We start from the raw sequence: 20,262 nt of genomic DNA, 5'->3' as shown, positions 1-20,262 counted from the left end.
GTCAGCCCGCCACGATGTTCACCAGCCGGCCGGGCACGACGACGATGCGGCGGATGCTCTGGCCGGCGATGAATTTCTGCACGTTGGGGTTGCTGCGCGCCAGGCTTTCGATGGTCTGCCGGTCCGCATCCCGGGGCACGCGCACCGCGCCACGCACCTTGCCGTTGACCTGCACCACCAGCTCGATCTCCTCCTCCACGAGCGCAGTGGCATCGACTTCCGGCCAGCGCGCATCGGTGAGGGTGGCCCCCGGCTTCAGGGCGCGGTAGAGGGCCTCGCAAATGTGGGGCACGATGGGATAGAGCATGTGGGCGATGAGTTCCAGCGCCTCCTGCATCACCGCCCGCGCCGGGGCCGAGGTGTCGGTGAGCCTGCCCAGCGCATTGGTGAGTTCCATCACCGCGGCGATGGCGGTGTTGAAGGTCTTGCGGCGGCCAATGTCATCCGTCACCTTCTTCAGCGTCCCATGCACTTCGCGGCGCAGCGCGCGCAGTTCGGGCGAAAGCTCGCCCCCCGCGTAGGGGGCGACGACACCCTTTTCCACGTGGGCATGGGTGAGCTTCCACAGCCGGTTGAGGAAGCGCCAGGCGCCTTCCACCCCGGCATCGGACCACTCCAGCGTATTCTCCGGCGGTGCGGCAAACATCATGAAAAGCCGCGCCGTATCCGCTCCGTAACGTTCGATGAGGGCTTGCGGGTCAACCCCGTTTTTCTTCGATTTGGACATGGTGCCGATACCACCGTATTCCACCGGCTGGCCATCGGCCCGCAACACGCCGCCGGTAATGGCGCCTTTTTCGTCGCGACGCACCTCCACCTCTTCCGGCGCGAAATAGGTGATGCCCCCCTTCTCGCCGCGGCGGAAGAAAATGTGGTTGAGCACCATGCCCTGGGTGAGCAGGTTGGCGAAGGGCTCATCGATGCGGATGAGTCCGAGATCCCGCATCACCCGCGTCCAGAAACGCGAATAGAGGAGATGCAGGATGGCATGCTCAATGCCGCCGATGTACTGATCCACGGGCATCCAGTAATCCACCCGCGCATCCACCATGCTCTCGGCATCGGGGCTGCAATAGCGCAGGAAATACCAGGAGGAATCGACGAAGGTGTCCATGGTATCCGTCTCCCGCCGCGCCGGCTGGCCGCAGCGGGGACAGGTGCAGCGGAGGAAGGCTTCACATTTGGCCAAGGGGTTGCCGGAGCCGTCGGGTACGAGGTCTTCCGGCAACACCACGGGCAACTGCTCGTCAGGCACGGGCACCTGGCCGCAGTGGGGGCAATGGATGATGGGGATGGGCGTGCCCCAGTAGCGCTGGCGGGAAATCGCCCAGTCGCGCAGGCGCCAAGTGACCTTCTTCTCGCCGAGGCCCTTGGCGGCAAGATCCGCGGCGATGGCCTCCACCGCTTCCTCGAAATTGAGGCCATCGTATTTGCCCGAATTGATGCACACCCCATACTCGGCGTAGGCCTCCCGCCACGGGGCGGGCGTGGTGTCGCCAGCGGAGGTGCGGATCACCGGTTTGACCGGCAGCCCGTATTTGTGGGCGAAGGCGAAGTCCCGCTCGTCGTGGGCGGGTACGGCCATCACCGCACCTTCGCCGTAGCCCATCAGGACATAATTGGCCACCCACACGGGCAGGGCCTCCCCGGTGAGCGGATGGGTCACGAAAAGCCCCGTGGGCATGCCCTTTTTTTCCTGGGTGGCAATTTCCGCTTCGGTGACGCCGCCCTTGCGGCATTCCTCGAGGAAGGCGGCAAGCTCGGGATGGTGCCGCGCCGCATGGAGCGCCAGGGGATGCTCCGCCGCCACCGCGACATAGGTGGCGCCCATGAGGGTGTCGGCGCGCGTGGTGAAGACCCAGAGGATGCCGGAAGTGCCATCGTCAAGGCGGTAGGGGAAACCCACCCGCACGCCATGGCTCTTGCCAATCCAGTTTTTCTGCATCAGCTTGACCTGCTCCGGCCAGCCGGGCAGCGCATCGAGGCCGGCGAGCAATTCCTCCGCGTAGCGAGTGATGGCCAGGTAATACATGGGGATTTCCCGCTTTTCCACCACCGCGCCGGTGCGCCAGCCCCGGCCTTCGATCACCTGCTCGTTGGCCAGCACCGTCTGGTCCACCGGGTCCCAGTTGACCACACCGGTTTTCTGGTAGGCGATGCCCTTTTCCAGCATGCGCAGGAAGAGCCACTGGTTCCAGCGGTAATAGTCGGGACGGCAGGTGGTGACCTCCCGCGTCCAGTCGATGGCAAAGCCCAGCCGCTTCAGCTGGCCCTTCATGTAGGCGATGTTGTCATAGGTCCAGCGGGCAGGCGCCACGCCGCTGGCCATGGCGGCGTTTTCCGCCGGCAGCCCGAAGGCATCCCAGCCCATGGGCTGCAGCACGTTATAGCCCCGCATGCGGTGGAAGCGGGCGAGCACATCACCGATGGTGTAGTTGCGCACATGGCCCATGTGCAGCTTGCCCGAAGGGTAGGGGAACATGGACAGGCAGTAGTACTTGGGCCTGGCCGGGTCCTCGCGGGCGACGAAGGCCCCCGCGGCCTCCCATTCCGCCTGCAGTTGAGTTTCGATTTCGTGGGGGGAATAATGGGGCTGCATCTTTCTTAAGCGACAGAGAAAACGGGATTATAGGCCATGACCACGCAAGCGCTGCAGAATCTGGAGAAAATGCTGGCGAGCGGCAAGGACAACGCGCTTTTGCGTTTCGGCCTGGGCAACGAATACCTCAAGCTGGGGGAAGCGGAAAAAGCCATCGCCCATCTTCAGGCGGCACTTGCCTTCGATGCCGCTTACTCCGCGGCCTGGAAGCTCTTGGGGCGGGCACTCACCGAAGCGGGACGGCTTGAGGAAGCCCTCAGCGCCTACCGGCAGGGCATCAGCGCGGCCGAGCGCAAAGGGGACAAACAGGCCGCCCGGGAAATGACCGTCTTCGCCCGCCGCCTGGAAAAACGCCTGGGCCGCTGACCCGGCAGGTGCGGCCACCCCACCGCAAGCGGCTTTCAGCCACATCAAAACGGCGCCCCGGCGTGGGTCCGCAGGCGCGCCGGAAACAAAAACGCCGGGGTGAGAAGCCCCGGCGTTGTACCACGGGAAGCTCCGCCTCAAACCATGTCTTTGAGGGATTTCAGGGCCTGCACCTTGACGACTTTCCGCGCCGGTTTGGCCTTGATCATGATTTCTTCCTTGGTGAAGGGATTGATGCCCTTGCGCGCCTTGGTGGCGGGCTTCACCACCACCTTCGCCTTGACGAAGCCCGGGATCACGAACACACCGCCCTTTTTCAGGGCCTTGCCCGCCATGTTCTGTAGCGCGGTGAGCGCGGCGGCGGCCTGCTTCTTGGTGATGCCTGCCTCCTCGGCCATCTGGGCGACGATTTCGGTCTTGGTGGGTGCTTTTGCAGTTGCAGCGGCCTTGGCCATAGTCTCTCCTTTGGGTTGAGGAAAAAAACGCTGCGCCAATGCTAGCACAGCGGATTGGGGAGACAAGGCCCCACCGCGGAAAAATTGGCCTTTTGCATGAGCCCGGCAAACGGCGGGAAGCGCCCGCCTGCATCTTTCATGCCAGCAACAACGGCGCCTCGCCCCTTGAAGCACTTGCCCGGATGTCCCGCGATGGGGTCACGCACCGGTCCTGCTTGGCCGTCTCGAGGTGAGGATTGCTGAGTGCGGGGCTCCGGCTCGAGACAGCGTTCTCCACGAGGGCGGTTGCCAGGCCGCTTTGACCCCCACGGCTCACCTTCGCGAGCAAGGCAACAGGCCGGGGCAGGTTTGGAATTGGTGGAGCGGAGGAGGATCGAACTCCCGACCTTCGCATTGCGAACGCGACGCTCTCCCAGCTGAGCTACCGCCCCGAAGAGGCGCTATTGTATGGCCAAAGCCGGCTGGCGTAAATGCCGGCTGGATTGCTATGATGCTTTCACGCCAATGGAGGCGGTTTTGATCGACAAGGAGACAGACCATGCATCACACCCGGCATTTCCTCAACATGCTTTTCCTCGCCCTGGCCGTGCTCACCTTCGCCGGCTGCGCCCAGCAGGCGCCGCGGCCGGAGAAGGCGAGTTTCGTCATCCAGGTGAGCGACAACGATCCCGCGAAATGGAACCTGGCCCTCAACAATGCCAAGAACGTGCAGAAGGACCTGGGCGCCGAAAAGAGCCAGGTGGAGATCGTCGCCTACGGGCCCGGGCTCAACATGCTCAAGGCCGAGTCCGAAGTCGCCAACCGGATCCAGGACGCGATGAAGGACGGGGTTAAGGTGGTGGCCTGCGGCAACACCATGCGCGGCATGAAGGTGAACAAGGAAGACCTGGTGCCGGGCGTGGAGGTGGTCAAGGCCGGGGTCCTGGAAATCGGCGAGAAGCAACGCGCTGGCTGGACCTATATCCGTCCCTGATCGCAACGCGCCGCAGAAAGCCGGCCCGCGGGCCGGCTTTTTTCATGGGCGGCGTAACCAGAACAAAAGCAGGCCGGCGACGATCATGGGCAGCGACAGCCACTGGCCCATGCTCAAGCCGAAGGCGAGCGTGCCCAGAAAGCGGTCGGGCTCCCGGGTGAACTCGACGAGGAAGCGGAAGCTGCCATAGCCCACGAGGAAGGCGGCGGAGAGGAAACCCTGGGGCCGCGGTTTGCGCGCGAGCCACCAGAGGATGACAAACAGCGCAATCCCCTCCAGGGCGAACTCATAGAGCTGCGAAGGGTGGCGGGGAATGGCATCCACCTGGGGGAAGATCATCCCCCAGGGCACGCTGGTGGGGCGTCCCCACAGTTCGCCATTGATGAAGTTGCCGATGCGGCCCGCCCCCAGCCCCAGAGGCACCAGGGGCGCGATGAAATCGGTCACCGAAAGCCAGGGCAGGTGGTGGCGGCGGGCAAAGAAAATCATGGCGATCACCACGCCGAGGAAGCCGCCGTGGAAGCTCATCCCCCCTTCCCAGACGCGGAGGATGGCCAGGGGATCGGCGAGGTAGTCGGCAGGCTTGTAGAAGAACACATAGCCCAGACGCCCGCCCAGGATCACCCCCAGCACCCCGTAGAACAGCACGTCGTCCAGCATGCGGGGGTTCCACCCCGTCCACGGCTGGTGCTGGATGCGCCAGCGCCCCAACACCAGCACCAGCAGGAAGGCAAGGAGATACATGAGCCCGTACCAGCGGATGGCAAGGGGCCCCAGATGGAGGGCGACAGGGTCGAATTGGGGATGAACGAGCATGGGGGGGCAAGGGCTTAACGATAGGGCCGTGATTTTACACGCCCCGCCGGCGCCCTGAGGTAAACTCTGCCTTGCCCATTTGTCACCTGTGAGGCAAAACCATGCCGCGCTATCGTTCTTGGACCACCACCCACGGCCGCAACATGGCGGGGGCGCGCGCCCTCTGGCGCGCCACCGGCATGAAGGAAACCGACTGGGACAAGCCCATCATCGCCATTGCCAACTCCTTCACCCAGTTCGTCCCCGGTCACGTGCATCTGCGCGATCTGGGACAACTCGTCGCCCAGGAGATCGAGAAAGCGGGCGGGGTGGCCAAGGAGTTCAACACCATCGCCGTCGATGATGGCATCGCCATGGGCCACGGTGGCATGCTCTATTCCCTGCCCAGCCGGGAGCTGATTGCGGACAGCGTGGAATACATGGTGAATGCCCATTGTGCCGATGCCCTGGTGTGCATCTCCAACTGCGACAAGATCACGCCGGGCATGCTCATGGCCGCCCTGCGCCTCAACATCCCCACCGTCTTCGTTTCCGGGGGTCCCATGGAAGCGGGCAAGGCCGTTGTCCACGGCAAAACGGTCAAGCTGGATCTGGTGGATGCCATGGTGGCGGCGGCCGACCCGCAGGAGACCGACGAAGACGTGGCCCTCACCGAGCGCTCGGCCTGCCCCACCTGTGGCTCCTGTTCCGGCATGTTCACCGCCAATTCCATGAACTGCCTCACCGAGGCCCTCGGCCTTGCGCTGCCCGGCAATGGTTCCCTGGTGGCCACCCATGGCGACCGCAAGCGCCTGTTCATCGAGGCAGGGCGCCTCATCGTCGCCCTTGCCCGCAGTTACTACGAGCGTGGCGACGAGGCCGTGCTGCCCCGTTCCATTGCCACCTTTGAAGCCTTCGAAAACGCCATCGCCCTCGACATCGCCATGGGCGGCTCCACCAACACCGTGTTGCACCTCCTTGCCGCAGCCCGGGAAGCGGGGGTGGATTTCACCATGAAGGACATCGACCGCATGTCGCGCAAGGTGCCCAATCTGTGCAAGGTGGCCCCCTCCACGCCCCTCTACCACATGGAGGACGTCCACCGCGCGGGAGGGGTGATGCGCATCCTCGGTGAACTGGACCGCGCCGGTCTCATCCACCGCGACGTGCCCACCATCCACAGTGCCACCCTGGGCGAGGCGCTGGAGCACTGGGACATCCGCCGCACCCGCGACGAAAAAGTCCTGGAATTCTTCCGCGCCGCCCCCGGCAACGTGCCCACCACCGTCGCCTTCTCCCAGAACAAACGCTATGAGAGCCTCGACACCGACGTGGCCAACGGCTGCGTGCGGGACGTGGCCCACGCCTATTCCCGCGATGGCGGGCTCGCGGTGCTCTATGGCAACCTGGCCCCGGAAGGCTGCATCGTGAAGACTGCAGGAGTGGATGAAAGCATCCTGCGCTTTTCCGGCCCGGCGCGCATTTTCGAAAGCCAGGAGGAAGCGGTGGAGGCCATCCTCGGCGACAAAATCAAACCGGGCGACGTGGTGCTGATCCGCTACGAGGGACCCAAAGGCGGGCCGGGCATGCAGGAGATGCTCTATCCCACGAGTTACCTCAAATCCAAGGGGCTGGGCAAGCTGTGTGCCCTCATCACCGATGGCCGCTTCTCCGGTGGCACTTCGGGGCTTTCCATCGGTCACGTCTCACCGGAGGCGGCGGCGAAGGGTCCCATCGCCCTGGTCGAGGAGGGCGATGTCATCGACATCGACATCCCCAACCGCAGCATCACCCTCAGGGTGAGCGACGAGGAGCTTGCGCGCCGGCGCGCCGCCATGGAAAGTCGTGGCGCCAAGGCGTGGCAGCCCGTGGCGCGCACCCGCATCGTCTCCGCCGCCCTGCAGGCCTATGCGGCGCTCACCACTTCGGCATCAACGGGAGCGGTCCGGGATGTGAGCCAACTGGAGCGAAAATGACGTTGTGGAATGGGACGAACCTTCGCCTTTTTCCGCTTGCCCCGGGGCTCAAGGGGCGACGTTTGCTGTGGGCGCTTTTGTGCCTTTCGCCTTTCCTCGCCCATGCCGAAGGACAGGTGGAGATGGTCAATCCGGAGACCGGGCTCAAGAGCTGGAGAAAGCTGGACCGGGGTTTCAGCATCGAGCTGGTGCAGCTTCTGCCGGAATTCGTCGAGGCGACCTATGCCTCCCGGGATCTGCCGCCGGCACTCTATGCCAGCATGAAAGGCTTCTGCATTTTCGGCACGGTGGTGCGCAATGAAAGCAACGCGCCCCTTTCCTACCGCGTGGCGGAGTGGCGCTATGTCACCCCGGACGGCAAGCGTCACCGCCTGCGCACCAAATCCGAGTGGATCGCCGTATGGAAGAAGCTGGGCGCCGATTTCAGCTATTCCATCCTGCCCGACGACATCGAGTTCGACGTGGGGGATTGGGCCCAGGGTTTCACCACGCCCCGCGTCGCCCCCGGCACCCGTTTCGATCTCATCTACACCTGGAGACAGCATGGCAAACGCTACACCGGTCGGTTGGAAAATCTGGAGTGCCCGACAGGCTCCGGCCTGCGCTAGGGCGAAAGACCGCAGCAAACTTGAGGCAGCAGGTTGGCCCGCGCGGCTTTTCGCCTTCCTCGTTTTTCTTTTGCCCCTCGCTAGCGCAACGCCGGCCGGGGCACAGACGCAACTGCCGGAGCTCACCTTTCACCTCACGCCCGTCAAGCCCCGCGCCCAGGCGAAGGATTTCGCCTTCAAGGACCTGGACGGCAAACTGCAGCGCCTGTCGGACTACCGGGGCAAAGTGGTGCTGGTGAATTTCTGGGCCACCTGGTGTCCGCCCTGCCGCCGGGAAATGCCGTCCATGGAGCGGCTGCACCAGAAACTGAAGGATCAGCCCTTCGCCATCCTCGCCGTGAACCAGATGGAAAACTTCGATCTCGTCTTCAGCTTCACCGGCCAGCTCGAACCCGCGCCCACCTTCCCCATCCTCCTCGATGGCGAAGGCAAAAGCGCCAAGGCATGGGGCGTGAAGGGCCTGCCCGCCAGTTTCATCGTGGACAAACAGGGCCGCATCGCCTATCGCGCCATGGGCGGGCGGGAGTTCGATCATCCCGAAATGGAAAAGGTCCTGCGTGCCCTGATCCAGGAATGATGGCCCCCGAGGCGTCAAACACCCTCGTAAGTTACGACGCCATCCCCTACGAAAGCCTGCCCATCCCCGCCACGCATCCGGATGCGCTGGCGGCGGCGGCGCACCTTGCCGGCCTCACGCCGCCGCCGGTGGAAGGCTGCCGGGTACTGGAACTGGGCGCCGCCAGTGGCGGCAATCTCATTCCCATGGCCTTCTACCGTCCCGGCAACGAGTACGTGGGCATCGATCTTTCCCGGCAGCAGGTGGAAGCCGGCTGCGCCCTCATCGAGGCGCTGTCCCTCACCAACGTGCGGCTTCTCCATCGCGACGTGGCAAGCGGCGTGGCGGACCTGGGCCGCTTCGACTATGTGATTGCCCACGGTCTCTATTCCTGGGTGCCGCCTGCGGTGCGGGATGGGCTTCTGCCGGTCATCGCCGAAGCGCTGCGGCCTGGCGGCATTGCCTATGTGAGTTACAACACCCTGCCCGGCTGGCGCGCTCGCGCCATGGTGCGGGACATGCTGGCAGCCCACGTGGGGGAGGCCAGCCATCCCCGGGCGCGGCTTGCCCTGGCGCAGGAATTCCTCGCCCGCATGGCTCCCGCCTATGCCGCCCTCGACGCCCCCGAGACTGGGCCCATTGCGCGGGAGCTCGACTATCTCCTCAAGGCGCCGCCGGGCTACCTCTACCACGAGTATCTGGACGAGTACAACGAGCCGCTCCTGGTGAGCGATTTCCTCGCTGCGGCGCGGGCCGCCGGCCTCACCTACGTGGGCGATGCAGAAGCCGCCGCCGATCTGGGTCAGGGGTTGCCCGGGAAGGCGCGGGCGGCGGTGGAGGAGTTTCCCCTGGCCCGGCGCATCCAGTATTACGACTTTCTCACCCTGCGCCCCTTCCGCCGCAGTCTGCTCACCCCCGGCACGGGCGAGGCCCTGGCTTTTGAGCCCCACAGACTTTCCACCCTGGCCCTGTTTGCCGACGTCACCTCGGAGGAGGAAATCGATCTCGCCGCGGACACCCCCCAGACTTTCCACACCAGCACCCGTTCCGCCTTTCAGGCGAGCCACCCCCTGACCAAGGCCGCCCTCATGACGCTATCGGCGCGCTTCCCCGCCGCGGTGGCCTACGACGATCTCCTCAAGGCCGCCCGCGCCCTGGTGGAACAACATGGCGGACACCCGCGCGCGGGCGAATCCGAGCGCTGCCTCACCGAGCTCGCCGCCCTGGTGAGCTGGCGTTTTCTGGGGATTGCCCCCGCGCCCCAGGCGTGGACCTTGACCCCTTCTCCACGGCCGCGGCTCCATGCCCTCGCCCGCTTACAGATCAGCCGGGGCGAAGCCCCGGCGGGAATCCGCCACAGCGCCCTCGCCCTGGACGAGGCGGCGCAGACTTTGGCCCTGGCCTGCGATGGCAGCCGGGATCTGGCACAACTTGCCGGGTTGATGCAGGCGCGCTGGCCGGAATTCGACGCCGATGAAACCCGGGTTGCCTGCGCGCAGCTTCTGTGGACCTTCGCCCGGAACGGCCTCTTTGTCCCCGAATGAACCGGCGCCTGTCAACGGCGGCCCCTCGTGGGCGTTAATGGGTCAAGCCCGTGTGCTCCACCACCCCCCCGGTGGGGCACACTAGGCAAGACGGAAACCCTCGGCTAAGATTGGCCGGACTTTTTCCCTGACCTGACAAGGAGACGCCATGAAACCCACCATCCTCGCCCTTGCCGCTGTCGGCCTTCTGGCCGGCGCCCCCGCTTTCGCCGCCGATGGCCAGGCCCTGGCGCAAAAATACGCCTGCATGAGCTGCCACCAGGTGGACAAGAAGGTGGTCGGCCCCGCCTACAAGGACGTGGCGGCCAAATACCGCGGTGACAAAAACGCCGAAGCCCACCTGATCGAGAAAGTGAAGAAGGGCGGCTCCGGCGTCTGGGGGACCGTCCCCATGCCGCCCAACCCCCAGGTGCCCGACGCGGATCTCAAAGCCATCGTGAGCTGGGTGCTGTCCCTCAAGTAAGGCACCGCGACCTCCCAAAAAAGCCGGCTTGAAGCCGGCTTTTTTGTGCCCCCAAGGCGGGGCATCGCCGCCACGGCCGCCCTGCGGGAGCCGCGGGACGAAGACACGGGCAACCCCCCGGACGTTTTGCGGGCCACCTCACATCCGGCTACCATGAAGCAAAGGCAAGCCGGTATACAGCCCCGAGAATCCATGCCCACCCGTCGCGATGTCCTCGCCTCGCTCCTCACCCTGCCCCTTTGGGCCGGCTGTCAGCCGGCGCGGCCGCTGGTGCGCGTGGCGGGCATCGTCTGGGTGGGCTACGAGCCCCTGTTCCTCGCCCGCGAACTGGGCTTGCTGGATGAGTCGGCGGTGCGTCTGGTGGAAATGCCTTCCAACACGGCGAGCCTCATGGCACTCGCCAGCAAAGAGGTGGAAGCGGCCTGCCTCACCCTGGACGAGTGTCTGCTGGCGCGGGAGGGCGGCCTCGATGTGCGGGTCATCCTAGTCTTCGACGATTCGGCCGGGGCGGACGTGGTGATGGCGCGCCCGCCCCTGCGCACGCCGCGCGATCTTGCCGGACAGCGCATCGGGGTGGAGGAGACGGCGGCCGGGGCGCTCATGTTGAGCAAAAGCCTGGAAATCGCCGGCCTTGCTCCGAAGGAGGTGGTCAAGGTGCCCGTCACCGGCGACCGCCACCTCGCCGCCTATCAGGCCGGCGAGGTGGATGCGCTGGTGACCTGGGAACCCTACGCCACCCAACTCGAAGCCCTCGGCGCGCGCCGCATCATCGATAGCGGTGCCTTTCCCGGTCTCATCGTGGACGTGCTGGTGGCCCATGCTTCCGCCCTGGCGGCAGCAGCGGAATCCTTCCGTCAGCTCACCGCGGCTTACTTTGCCGCCCTGGATCACTTCCTGCAGAAACCGGCGGATGCCGCCCGTCGCATGGCGCCGCGGCTGGGCATTCCCCCCGAGGCGGTGGCGCGCGCCTACGCCGGCGTGCGCATGATGGATCGGCGCGCCAATCGGGCGTGGCTGGACGAAGGCGGCCAGCGGCTTACGGCCGCGGCCACCCAGGTGCAGACCCTCATGCTGCAAAACGGCCTGTTGCGGCGGCCCGTGACCCTCGCGGGCCTGGCCGATGCCCGCTTCCTGCCGGAGGCCGCTTGATGCGCGCGCCGCTGCGGCTGCTGCTGCCCCTGGGGCTCACCCTGCTTTTGCTTCTGATCGGCGGGATTTCCTTTTTCACCGCCCTCAACGACGAGCAGGCGGACATCAAGACCTCGGCCCGCCAGGACGCCCTGGCCGCTGCCGCTCATCTCGCCCGCATGGCCGAATACGGGTTTGCCTCCGCCCGCAGCCTGGTGGAGGCGGATCTCGCCCATGTGGCGACCGACCCCCGGGTGGCGGCGGTGCTCATCCTCGACGAAGCCAACAGGGTGATAAGCGCCCATCGTTACGCCTGGCGGGACAGACCCGTGGCGGAGGTGATGCCCGGCTTCCCCCTGGAGCGTGCACGCGCGGCGGGCGAGCGCCGGCTGCCCCTGCTCATCGAGCATATCGACGGCAACCGGCTGGAGGTCTTCCATCCCTTCGATTTTCCCGCCGCGCCCACCGAGGTGCGCAGCTCCCGCCGGGGCGTGGTGTATGTGCGGTTCGATGTGAGCCGGCAGCGGGCGGCGGCCCTGCGGGCGGCGTTCGCCGCGCGGCTGCCGGACCTCGTGGGGCTGGTTCTCCTCATCGGCGGGCTTGCTTTTTATCTGGTTCATCAGGTAAGCCGCCCCTTGAACCGGCTCGCCGGTGTCGCGGAACGCTTCGGCCACGGGGAGCTCGAGGCACGATCGCAGCCGGAAGGACCGGAGGAGATCCAACGCCTGGCGCAGGCCTTCAACCACATGGCAGAGGCGGTGGCGCAAGCCCAGGCGCGGCTGGCGGAGAGCGAGACACGGCTTGCCATCACCCTCCAGTCCATCGGCGATGCCCTCATCGCCACCGATGCCGCCCAGCGCGTCACCCTGATGAACCCGGTGGCGGAAGCCCTCACCGGCTGGCCCCTGGCCGAAGCCCGGGGGCGGCAGCTTGGCGAAGTCTTCGTCATCGAAAACGCCCTCACCGGCCAACCCCAGGAAAGCCCGGTGGATCGGGTGCTCGCCGAGGGCATCGTGGTGGGCCTGGCCAATCACACCGTGCTCGTGGCGCGGGACGGGAACCGGCGTCATATCGCCGATTCGGCCGCGCCCATCCGCGGCGTGTCCGGCGAAGTGGAAGGCGTGGTGCTGGTCTTCCGCGACGTGACGGAGGAATACCGGTTGCGGCGCCGGCTGGCGGACAGCGAACGGCATTTCCGCACCCTCGCCGATGCCGGCCAGGCGCTCATCTGGACCTCGGGTCCCGACAAGCTCTGCGACTACTTCAACCGGGTGTGGCTGGAATTCACCGGCCGCCGCCTGGAAGACGAACTGGGCATGGGCTGGACCGCCAGCGTACACCCGGAAGACCTGCCGCGGGTGGTGGAAATTTACGAGCGCGCCTTCGACGCCCGCCAGCCCTTCCGCATGGAATACCGCCTGCGCCACCACAGCGGCGAATACCGCTGGATCGTCGATCAGGGCAGCCCGCGCTATGACAGCGAAGGCGGCTTTCTCGGCTATGTGGGCCATTGCCTGGACATCACCGATAGCAAGCGCGCCGAGGCCGAGATCGAGCGCCTGGCCTTTCACGATCCCCTTACCGGGCTGCCCAACCGGACGCTTTTGCGCGACCGGCTCGCGCAGGCCGTCGCCGCCGCTTCCCGCAACCGCCGTCGCGGCGCCTTGATGTTCGTCGATCTCGACCATTTCAAGCGCATCAACGACGTCTATGGGCACGAGATCGGCGACAGCCTGCTTAAGGAGGTGGCGCAGCGCATCAGCCTTCACCTGCGCCAAACCGATACCGTGGCGCGGCTGGGGGGTGACGAGTTCGTCGTGCTCGTCCCGGACCTCGCCCCCTCCCTGCAGGATGCCGCCACGCTCGCCCTGGCACTCGCGGAAAAAATCCGACTGTCCCTCACCCAGCCGGTGCGGGTGGGAGAAATGGATTTCATCTCCGGCGCCAGTATCGGCATCACCCTCTTCCCCAAGGATCACGAGAACATCGACGATCTCATGCGGGAGGCGGACATCGCCATGTATCGCGCCAAGGAGGCGGGGCGCAATGCGGTGGCGTATTTCGAGCCGGCGCTGCAGGAGGCAGTCAGCCAGCGCTACGCCCTGGAGCAGGCGCTGCGCGAAGCGGTGCGCACCCAGGCCTTCGCCGTCTACCTGCAATCCCAGCTGGATGCAGCGGGTCGCCTGACCGGCGCCGAGGTGCTGCTGCGCTGGCCCCATCCGGAACGGGGCCTGGTGCCACCCGCCACCTTCATCCCCGTGGCGGAGGAAAGCGGGCTCATCGTGCCCATTGGCGAGTGGGTCCTCACCCAGGCCTGCCGCCTCATCGCCCGCCTCGATGGCGAGGGCCGCGGCCTGCGCATCGCGGTGAACATGAGTCCCCGCCAGTTTCGCCAGCCCGATCTGGTGCGCCGGGTGCGGGAAATCCTCACCGCTACCGGGGCCGATCCCGGCTATCTGGTGCTGGAGATCACGGAGAGCCTCTTGCTGGAACACACCGCCGAGGTGCTCGCCCACATGACGGAGCTTTCGAATCTGGGCGTGCGCTTTTCCATCGATGACTTCGGCATCGGCTATTCATCCCTTGCCTATCTGAAGCGGCTGCCCCTGGCGGAGCTCAAGATCGACAAGAGTTTCGTCCAGGATGTGCCCCACGACCTCAACGACGTGGCGCTGGTGGAAACCATTCTCGCCATGGCCACCCATCTGGGCCTGGAAGTGGTGGCGGAAGGGGTGGAGAACACCGCCCAGTACGATTTCCTCAGGCGCCAGGGTTGTGAGCGCTTCCAGGGCTATCATTTCCACCGCCCCGAACCCCTCGACGACTGGTTAGCGCGGCTGTCGCCGTGACGCCTCCGCCGCCGCGCGGCGGCCCCACAGCAGCACATACTGGGTGCCGCTCGCCACGGTCAGGATCAACACGAGGAGAAAGAAAGGCTCCCGCACTGCATCGAGCTCCAGATAACCCGCGGCATCGGCCAGCACACCGGCGAAGAGGGCAAAAGCGAGCAGGGTGTGCGCCTTGCCCAGCCGCGTGGGCCGAATCTGCACTTCACCGAAGACGCGGTGATAGGCGAAGGCGCCGCCGACGATGATGGTATCCCGCACCACCAGGGCGAGCGTCAGCCACAAGGGCACCATGCTGAGCCAGGTGAGGAGGATCACGCACACCAGGGTGACCAGCTTGTCGGCCAGCGGATCCATCACCGCACCGTAGGGCGTCGTGAGCTGGAAGCGGCGGGCGATCCAGCCGTCCAGCGCATCGGTGAGCGCAGCGGCGAGGAAAATCCAGAAGGCCAGGGCAAAGTTGCCGGTAAGCAGCGCCCAGGCCAACACCGGCGCGGCCAGCACGCGCAGGGTGGTGAGCAGGTTGGGCAGATGGTTAAACCCCATGCCCCCGCAGTATAAGCTGCGCAGGCGCGCTTCGGTGTTACACCCAGTCGCGGGCGATGAGGAAATCCGTATAGAGGCGCGCTTCCGGCGTGCCGGGCTCCGGCTTCCAGTCGTAGCGCCATTTCACCAGCGGCGGCAGGGACATGAGGATGGACTCGGTACGCCCGCCACTTTGCAGCCCGAACAACGTGCCGCGGTCATAGACCAGGTTGAACTCCACGTAACGACCCCGCCGGTAGGCCTGGAAATCCCGCTCCCGTTCCCCGTAAGGGGTGTTCATGCGCCGCTCCAGGATGGGGACATAGGCGGGCAGGAAATGATCCCCCACACTTTCGGTGAGATTGAAGGCGTGCTCGAAGCCCCCCTCGCTGAAATCGTCGAAGAAGATGCCCCCCACGCCCCGCGGCTCGCCCCGATGCCGGAGGTAGAAATACTCATCGCACCATTTCTTGAAGCGGGGGTAGTAGTCGGCGCCGAAGGGGGTCAGGGCATTGCGGCAGAGGGTGTGGAAATGCACCGCATCCTCCTCGAAGCCGTAATAGGGGGTGAGGTCCATGCCGCCGCCAAACCACCACACCGGCGCCTCACCAGGTTTTTCCGCGACGAAGAAGCGCACGTTCATGTGCACCGTGGGCGCGTAGGGGTTGCGGGGATGCAAAACCAGGGACACGCCCATGGCCTCGAACCGGCGGCCGGCAAGCTGGGGCCGGCTGGCCGTGGCCGAGGGCGGCAGGCTTTCGCCCATGACATGGGAGAAGTTCACCCCGCCGCGCTCCAGCACATTGCCTTCTTCGATGACGCAGGTCACCCCGCCGCCTCCTTCCGCGCGGCTCCACTCATCGCGGCGGAAACGCTTACCGTCCACCTGTTGCAGACGCTCGACGATGAGTTCCTGTAATTCCGTCAGGAACTCCCGGACACGCTTGGTTTCCATCGGGCTTACTCCTCGGTTTCTTTTGCGTCTTCAGGGCTGCGCTTGAAAACTCCCCCGCCCGCCGGGGAAGCCGGATGCTGGCCTGCCTCCTGCGCAAAGGGGGACGATTCGCCGGGCGTGGCGAGAAGATCCCGGCCAGTCGCTAGCGCCGCAGGGCACGATGGCCGATGTCGTGGCGCATCTGCATGCCGGCGAAATGAATCCGGCTGGCGACTTCGTAGGCGCGGCGCTGGGCCATTTTCACCGTATCGCCCAGCGCAGTGACACACAGCACCCGGCCGCCGCTGGTCACCACCTGGCCGTCGCGCAGGGCAGTGCCGGCGTGAAAGACCATGTAATCCTCCCCGGGCGCCGGCAGACCGGTGATCACATCGCCGGTGCGGGGCGCCTCCGGGTAGCCAGCGGCGGCCAGCACCACGCCAAGCGCCGTGCGTCGGTCCCACTGGGCTTCCACCTGGTGCAGCGTGCCGGAGAGGGCATGTTCCAGGAGGGCGAGGAAGTCGCTTTTCAGCCGCATCATGATGGGCTGGGTTTCCGGGTCGCCCATGCGGCAGTTGTATTCCAGCACACGCGGATTGCCGGCGGCATCGATCATCAGCCCCGCATAGAGAAAACCCGTGTAGGGCACCCCCTCGGCACGCAGACCGGCCACCGTCGGCTGTATGATCTCCCGCATGATGCGCGCATGGAGCTCCGGGGTGATGAGGGGCGCGGGGGAATAGGCGCCCATGCCGCCCGTATTGGGTCCGCGGTCGCCATCGAGCAGGCGCTTGTGATCCTGGCTGGTGGCGAGCGGCAGCACATGCTCGCCATCCACCATGACGATGAAGCTTGCCTCCTCGCCGGTGAGATATTCCTCGATCACCACCCGCGCGCCGGCGGCGCCCAGTTTGTTTTCGCCGAGCATCATGTCCACCGCCGCATGGGCTTCAGCCACAGTGGCTGCCACCACCACGCCCTTGCCCGCCGCCAGGCCATCGGCTTTGATGACGATGGGCGCCCCCTTTGCCTCTACATGGGCATGGGCGGCCGCCGCATCGGTGAAGGTGGCATAGGCCGCGGTGGGAATGCCGTGGCGCACCATGAAGGCCTTGGCATAGTCCTTGGAAGCTTCCAGCTGCGCCGCCTGTTGCGTCGGCCCGAAGATCTTCAGGCCGGCGGCGCGGAAAGCGTCGACGATACCAGCGGCGAGCGGCGCTTCGGGTCCCACCACGGTCAAGTGGATTTTTTCCTGGCGGGCGAAGTCCACCAGATCGGGGATGGCGGTGAGGGGGACGTTTTCCATGTCCGGGTCCAGCGCCGTGCCGGCGTTGCCCGGGGCCACGAAGATTTTCTGGATGCGCGGCGATTGCGCGAGTTTCCATGCCAGGGCGTGCTCACGCCCGCCAGAGCCGATGACCAATGTCTTCATGCCAGCCTCATCTGCTGTTGTTCAATTCGATGCGTGCCCGGCACGCAGATGATCTCCAGGGACAAAGGGGCGCTCCCCGGGCGGGGAGGGTAAAGCCCACCCGAGGCCAGCCCGCGGTGCGCCCCATGGCGCTCAGTGGCGGAAATGGCGCATGCCGGTGAAGACCATCGCCATGCCGTGCTCATCGGCGGCGGCGATCACATCCTCATCCCGCAGGGAACCGCCCGGCTGGATCACCGCGCTGATGCCCACCGCCGCCGCCTGGTCGATGCCATCGCGGAAGGGGAAGAAGGCATCGGAGGCCATCACCGCACCGGCGAGCGACAGCCCGGCCTGCTCGGCCTTGATCGCGGCAATGCGGGCGGAATTGACGCGGCTCATCTGACCGGCGCCCACCCCGACCGTCATCGCCTCCCGGGCATAGACGATGGCGTTGGATTTGACGAACTTGGCCACTTTCCAGGCGAACAGCAGATCCGCCATTTCCTGCTCCGTGGGGGCACGCCGGGTCACCACCTTGAGCTCGGCGAAAAGCGCCAGGTCTGCCTCCTGCACCAGCACCCCGCCGGTGACTTTTTTGAAGTCGAGCCGCGGCGCCGGCTCCTCCGGCCACATGCCGCATTCCAGCACGCGCACGTTCTTTTTGCTCGCCGCCACTTGCAGCGCTGCGGGCGAGACCTTGGGGGCGATGATCACCTCCACGAACTGGCGCTCGAGGATGGTTTGCAGGGTGGCGGCATCGAGCTCTCGGTTGAAGGCAATGATGCCGCCGAAGGCGGACTCGGGGTCGGTGCGCCAGGCGCGATCGTACGCCTCGCCCAGGCTGGCGGCCACCGCCACGCCGCAGGGATTGGCATGCTTGACGATGACACAGGCGGGCGCATCCGTGAACTGTTTGACGCACTCCAGGGCGGCATCGGCATCGGCGATGTTGTTGTAGGACAGTTCCTTGCCCTGCAACTGGCGCGCTGTGGCGATGGAGGCTTCCTTCTCCTGGCCCCAGGTGTAGAAGGCGGCCCGCTGGTGGGGGTTTTCACCATAGCGCAGGCTCATGCGGCGGGTCAGGTTGAGATTGAGCCGCTCTGGGAACCCCTCGCGCCGCCCCTGGGAATCCACCGAGGTGAGATAGTTGCTGATCATGGAATCGTACTCGGCGGTGTGGGAGAAGGCCTTGCGCGCGAGGTTGAAGCGCGTCTCGCCGGCGATGAGCCCACCCGTCATTTCCATTTCGGACAGCAGCGGTTTGTAATCGTGGGGGTCCACCACCACCACCACGTGCTGGTAATTCTTCGCCGCCGCACGCACGAGAGCCGGCCCACCGATGTCGATGTTCTCAATGGCTTCCGCCAGCGGGCAGTTGGGACGGGCCACCGTGGCGGCGAAGGGATAGAGATTCACCACCACCATGTCGATGGGGGGAATCCCCGCCTGGCGCATGGCCTGAACGTGTTCCGGAGAATCCCGCCGGCCCAGGATGCCGCCGTGGATTTTGGGATGCAGGGTCTTCACCCGCCCATCCAGCATTTCCGGGAAGCCCGTGTATTCCCCCACTTCGATGACCTGCACGCCCTGCTCGGTAAGGAGCTTGGCGGTGCCGCCGGTGGAGAGGATTTCCACGCCGAATTTGGCCAGTCCCCGCGCGAATTCGACGATGCCGGCCTTGTCCGAAACACTGATGAGGGCGCGTCTGATCGGGGTCATGATGGGGAATCACTTGATCTTGTAGGCGAGCATCTTTTTGCGCAGGGTGTTGCGGTTGATGCCGAGAAGCTCCGCCGCCCGGGTCTGGTTGCCCTGCGCATACTGCAGCACGGTTTCGATGAGGGGCTTTTCCACACAGGCGAGAACCATGTCATAGATGCCGCCCGGCTCCTCGCCATCCAGGTGCTTGAAATAGTCATGCACCGCTTTCCGCACGCAGGCGGAAAGCTCCGTCTCCTTGGATGCCATCCCTGTTCTCCTTCGCCCGCTGGCCGTCAGGCGGCTGCGAGTTCTGTTGTGACCTGCTCCGTTTCGTACACCAGGCGCCGGCTGCGGCTCGCCAGCCCCTCGAAGAAGGCATTGACGGCGGCCAACTGTTCCCGCGTGGATTCCAGACGGTTCATGTGATGGCGGAAAGCCGCCGAACCGGCAAGCCCGCGGGTGTACCAGGAAATGTGCTTGCGTGCCATGCGCACGCCGGTGTATTCACCGTAAAAGCTGTACAGGGCGTCCAGGTGTTCCAGAAGCACGGCGTGGATTTCCGTCACCTCCGGCTCCGGCAGTTTTTCGCCCGTGACAAGATAGTGCTCGATTTCGCGGAAAATCCATGGCCGTCCCTGGGCGGCGCGGCCGATCATCACCGCATCGGCGCCGGTGTAGTCCAAAACGAACCTGGCTTTTTCCGGCGAGGTGATGTCGCCATTGGCGATGATGGGAATGCGGGCCTCCCGCTTCACGGCGGCGATGGTGTCGTATTCGGCCTCGCCGGAGAAGCCGCAGGCGCGGGTGCGGCCGTGGATGGCCAGGGCCTGGATGCCCGCCGCCTCGGCAGTTTTGAGGATGTTCAAGGCGTTCTTATGTTCCCGGTCCCAGCCGGTGCGGATTTTCAGGGTGACCGGCACGTCAACCGCCTTCACCACCGCCTCGAGGATGCGGGCCACCAGAAGCTCGTCCCTGAGCAGCGCGGAACCCGCCGCCACGTTGCAGATTTTCTTTGCCGGGCAGCCCATGTTGATGTCGATGATCTGCGCACCGCGATCCACGTTGTAGCGGGCGGCTTCCGCCATCATGCGCGGGTCGGCGCCGACGATCTGCACCGAAATGGGCTCCACCTCTCCCTCGTGATTGGCCCGGCGCTGGGTCTTGACCGAGCCCCAGAGTAGGGAGTTGGACGCCACCATCTCGGAAACCGCCATGCCGGCGCCCATTTTCTTGCACAGCTGCCGGAAGGGACGATCGGTCACCCCCGCCATGGGAGCGACGATCAGGTTGTTGCGCAGACGATGGGGACCGATTTGCATGGCAGGCGGGTGGGGAAAGGGCGCCTATTTTATACGCAAGGGAAAGTTTGCTCAACGACG

At 65.6% G+C, this 20,262-nt stretch carries 18 protein-coding genes and 1 tRNA gene; 9 read left to right on the top strand and 10 right to left on the bottom strand.

Features of this window, described 5'->3' with window-relative positions:
- Position 1: 1 nt before the first annotated feature.
- Positions 2 to 2,599 carry a leucine--tRNA ligase gene (gene leuS, locus K6T56_08180; GenBank protein ID MCL6556320.1) on the bottom strand — a complete coding sequence of 866 codons (2,598 nt, stop codon included), beginning with the start codon at positions 2,597 to 2,599 and terminating at the stop codon, positions 2 to 4.
- A 36-nt stretch (positions 2,600 to 2,635) separates the two neighbouring features.
- Here leuS and K6T56_08175 point away from each other — a divergent pair, with 36 nt between their 5' ends.
- Entirely contained in the window at positions 2,636 to 2,965 is a 330-nt protein-coding gene (locus K6T56_08175) for a tetratricopeptide repeat protein (protein ID MCL6556319.1), read from the top strand.
- 137 nt (positions 2,966 to 3,102) lie between these two features.
- On the opposite strand, the gene K6T56_08170 is transcribed toward K6T56_08175, so the two are convergent.
- Both K6T56_08170 and K6T56_08165 read right to left on the bottom strand, forming a co-directional pair.
- Positions 3,103 to 3,420 (bottom strand): HU family DNA-binding protein, encoded by a 318-nt coding sequence (locus K6T56_08170; GenBank protein MCL6556318.1) that lies wholly within the window; start codon positions 3,418 to 3,420, stop codon positions 3,103 to 3,105.
- A gap of 355 nt (positions 3,421 to 3,775) precedes the next feature.
- A tRNA-Ala gene (locus K6T56_08165) sits at positions 3,776 to 3,851 on the bottom strand.
- Positions 3,852 to 3,985: 134 nt separating this feature from the next.
- Here K6T56_08165 and K6T56_08160 point away from each other — a divergent pair.
- Entirely contained in the window at positions 3,986 to 4,393 is a 408-nt protein-coding gene (locus K6T56_08160; protein ID MCL6556317.1) for a DsrE family protein, read from the top strand.
- A 42-nt stretch (positions 4,394 to 4,435) separates the two neighbouring features.
- Here K6T56_08160 and lgt read toward each other — a convergent pair whose 3' ends face one another.
- Complete coding sequence (lgt, locus tag K6T56_08155) at positions 4,436 to 5,209, bottom strand: prolipoprotein diacylglyceryl transferase (protein ID MCL6556316.1); 774 nt, start codon at positions 5,207 to 5,209, stop codon at positions 4,436 to 4,438.
- Positions 5,210 to 5,310: 101 nt separating this feature from the next.
- On the opposite strand from lgt, the gene ilvD reads away from it, so the two are divergent.
- The 7 genes from ilvD to K6T56_08120 all read left to right on the top strand — a co-directional run bounded on the left by ilvD (position 5,311) and on the right by K6T56_08120 (position 14,312).
- Complete coding sequence (gene ilvD, locus K6T56_08150; GenBank protein ID MCL6556315.1) at positions 5,311 to 7,164, top strand: dihydroxy-acid dehydratase; 1,854 nt, start codon at positions 5,311 to 5,313, stop codon at positions 7,162 to 7,164.
- Positions 7,161 to 7,772 (top strand): hypothetical protein, encoded by a 612-nt coding sequence (locus K6T56_08145; GenBank protein ID MCL6556314.1) that lies wholly within the window; start codon positions 7,161 to 7,163, stop codon positions 7,770 to 7,772. The genes ilvD and K6T56_08145 overlap by 4 nt, the downstream gene beginning before the upstream one ends.
- Positions 7,708 to 8,349 (top strand): redoxin family protein, encoded by a 642-nt coding sequence (locus K6T56_08140; GenBank protein MCL6556313.1) that lies wholly within the window; start codon positions 7,708 to 7,710, stop codon positions 8,347 to 8,349. Before K6T56_08145 ends, K6T56_08140 begins: the two co-directional genes overlap by 65 nt.
- Positions 8,346 to 9,872 carry a class I SAM-dependent methyltransferase gene (locus K6T56_08135; protein MCL6556312.1) on the top strand — a complete coding sequence of 509 codons (1,527 nt, stop codon included), beginning with the start codon at positions 8,346 to 8,348 and terminating at the stop codon, positions 9,870 to 9,872. Before K6T56_08140 ends, K6T56_08135 begins: the two co-directional genes overlap by 4 nt.
- A 148-nt stretch (positions 9,873 to 10,020) precedes the next feature.
- Entirely contained in the window at positions 10,021 to 10,335 is a 315-nt protein-coding gene (locus tag K6T56_08130; GenBank protein MCL6556311.1) for a c-type cytochrome, read from the top strand.
- A 192-nt stretch (positions 10,336 to 10,527) separates the two neighbouring features.
- Positions 10,528 to 11,484, top strand: coding sequence for an ABC transporter substrate-binding protein (locus K6T56_08125; GenBank protein MCL6556310.1), 957 nt, complete (start codon positions 10,528 to 10,530; stop codon positions 11,482 to 11,484).
- On the top strand, positions 11,484 to 14,312 hold the full coding sequence (locus K6T56_08120) for an EAL domain-containing protein (GenBank protein ID MCL6556309.1): 2,829 nt from the start codon (positions 11,484 to 11,486) through the stop codon (positions 14,310 to 14,312). The genes K6T56_08125 and K6T56_08120 overlap by 1 nt, the downstream gene beginning before the upstream one ends.
- Here K6T56_08120 and K6T56_08115 read toward each other — a convergent pair.
- The 6 genes from K6T56_08115 to dusB form a co-directional block, all read right to left on the bottom strand.
- Positions 14,292 to 14,855: a CDP-alcohol phosphatidyltransferase family protein gene (locus K6T56_08115; GenBank protein MCL6556308.1), complete on the bottom strand. Its 564-nt coding sequence runs from the start codon at positions 14,853 to 14,855 to the stop codon at positions 14,292 to 14,294. The two genes, K6T56_08120 and K6T56_08115, sit on opposite strands and share 21 nt — an antisense overlap.
- A gap of 37 nt (positions 14,856 to 14,892) precedes the next feature.
- On the bottom strand, positions 14,893 to 15,789 hold the full coding sequence (gene hemF, locus K6T56_08110; GenBank protein MCL6556307.1) for an oxygen-dependent coproporphyrinogen oxidase: 897 nt from the start codon (positions 15,787 to 15,789) through the stop codon (positions 14,893 to 14,895).
- A gap of 142 nt (positions 15,790 to 15,931) precedes the next feature.
- Positions 15,932 to 17,200 (bottom strand): phosphoribosylamine--glycine ligase, encoded by a 1,269-nt coding sequence (gene purD / locus K6T56_08105; protein MCL6556306.1) that lies wholly within the window; start codon positions 17,198 to 17,200, stop codon positions 15,932 to 15,934.
- A 132-nt stretch (positions 17,201 to 17,332) separates the two neighbouring features.
- Positions 17,333 to 18,901: a bifunctional phosphoribosylaminoimidazolecarboxamide formyltransferase/IMP cyclohydrolase gene (gene purH / locus K6T56_08100; GenBank protein ID MCL6556305.1), complete on the bottom strand. Its 1,569-nt coding sequence runs from the start codon at positions 18,899 to 18,901 to the stop codon at positions 17,333 to 17,335.
- Positions 18,902 to 18,910: 9 nt separating this feature from the next.
- Complete coding sequence (locus K6T56_08095; protein MCL6556304.1) at positions 18,911 to 19,150, bottom strand: Fis family transcriptional regulator; 240 nt, start codon at positions 19,148 to 19,150, stop codon at positions 18,911 to 18,913.
- A gap of 26 nt (positions 19,151 to 19,176) precedes the next feature.
- Positions 19,177 to 20,202 (bottom strand): tRNA dihydrouridine synthase DusB, encoded by a 1,026-nt coding sequence (dusB, locus tag K6T56_08090; protein MCL6556303.1) that lies wholly within the window; start codon positions 20,200 to 20,202, stop codon positions 19,177 to 19,179.
- Positions 20,203 to 20,262 lie beyond the last annotated feature (60 nt).

Source organism: Burkholderiales bacterium (assembly GCA_023511995.1).
Taxonomy (GTDB): Bacteria; Pseudomonadota; Gammaproteobacteria; order Burkholderiales; family Thiobacteraceae; genus Thiobacter.
The sequence above is the reverse complement of the archived record's forward strand: the minus strand, read 5'-3'. Positions and strand labels throughout refer to the sequence as shown.

What these genes read in the sequence shown, in the direction of transcription:
- leuS (MCL6556320.1), bottom strand. Translation starts at nt 2,599, where the DNA reads ATGCAGCCCCATTATTCCCCCCACGAAATCGAAACTCAACTGCAGGCG.
- K6T56_08175 (MCL6556319.1), top strand. Translation starts at nt 2,636, where the DNA reads ATGACCACGCAAGCGCTGCAGAATCTGGAGAAAATGCTGGCGAGCGGC.
- K6T56_08170 (MCL6556318.1), bottom strand. Translation starts at nt 3,420, where the DNA reads ATGGCCAAGGCCGCTGCAACTGCAAAAGCACCCACCAAGACCGAAATC.
- K6T56_08160 (MCL6556317.1), top strand. Translation starts at nt 3,986, where the DNA reads ATGCTTTTCCTCGCCCTGGCCGTGCTCACCTTCGCCGGCTGCGCCCAG.
- lgt (MCL6556316.1), bottom strand. Translation starts at nt 5,209, where the DNA reads ATGCTCGTTCATCCCCAATTCGACCCTGTCGCCCTCCATCTGGGGCCC.
- ilvD (MCL6556315.1), top strand. Translation starts at nt 5,311, where the DNA reads ATGCCGCGCTATCGTTCTTGGACCACCACCCACGGCCGCAACATGGCG.
- K6T56_08145 (MCL6556314.1), top strand. Translation starts at nt 7,161, where the DNA reads ATGACGTTGTGGAATGGGACGAACCTTCGCCTTTTTCCGCTTGCCCCG.
- K6T56_08140 (MCL6556313.1), top strand. Translation starts at nt 7,708, where the DNA reads ATGGCAAACGCTACACCGGTCGGTTGGAAAATCTGGAGTGCCCGACAG.
- K6T56_08135 (MCL6556312.1), top strand. Translation starts at nt 8,346, where the DNA reads ATGATGGCCCCCGAGGCGTCAAACACCCTCGTAAGTTACGACGCCATC.
- K6T56_08130 (MCL6556311.1), top strand. Translation starts at nt 10,021, where the DNA reads ATGAAACCCACCATCCTCGCCCTTGCCGCTGTCGGCCTTCTGGCCGGC.
- K6T56_08125 (MCL6556310.1), top strand. Translation starts at nt 10,528, where the DNA reads ATGCCCACCCGTCGCGATGTCCTCGCCTCGCTCCTCACCCTGCCCCTT.
- K6T56_08120 (MCL6556309.1), top strand. Translation starts at nt 11,484, where the DNA reads ATGCGCGCGCCGCTGCGGCTGCTGCTGCCCCTGGGGCTCACCCTGCTT.
- K6T56_08115 (MCL6556308.1), bottom strand. Translation starts at nt 14,855, where the DNA reads ATGGGGTTTAACCATCTGCCCAACCTGCTCACCACCCTGCGCGTGCTG.
- hemF (MCL6556307.1), bottom strand. Translation starts at nt 15,789, where the DNA reads ATGGAAACCAAGCGTGTCCGGGAGTTCCTGACGGAATTACAGGAACTC.
- purD (MCL6556306.1), bottom strand. Translation starts at nt 17,200, where the DNA reads ATGAAGACATTGGTCATCGGCTCTGGCGGGCGTGAGCACGCCCTGGCA.
- purH (MCL6556305.1), bottom strand. Translation starts at nt 18,901, where the DNA reads ATGACCCCGATCAGACGCGCCCTCATCAGTGTTTCGGACAAGGCCGGC.
- K6T56_08095 (MCL6556304.1), bottom strand. Translation starts at nt 19,150, where the DNA reads ATGGCATCCAAGGAGACGGAGCTTTCCGCCTGCGTGCGGAAAGCGGTG.
- dusB (MCL6556303.1), bottom strand. Translation starts at nt 20,202, where the DNA reads ATGCAAATCGGTCCCCATCGTCTGCGCAACAACCTGATCGTCGCTCCC.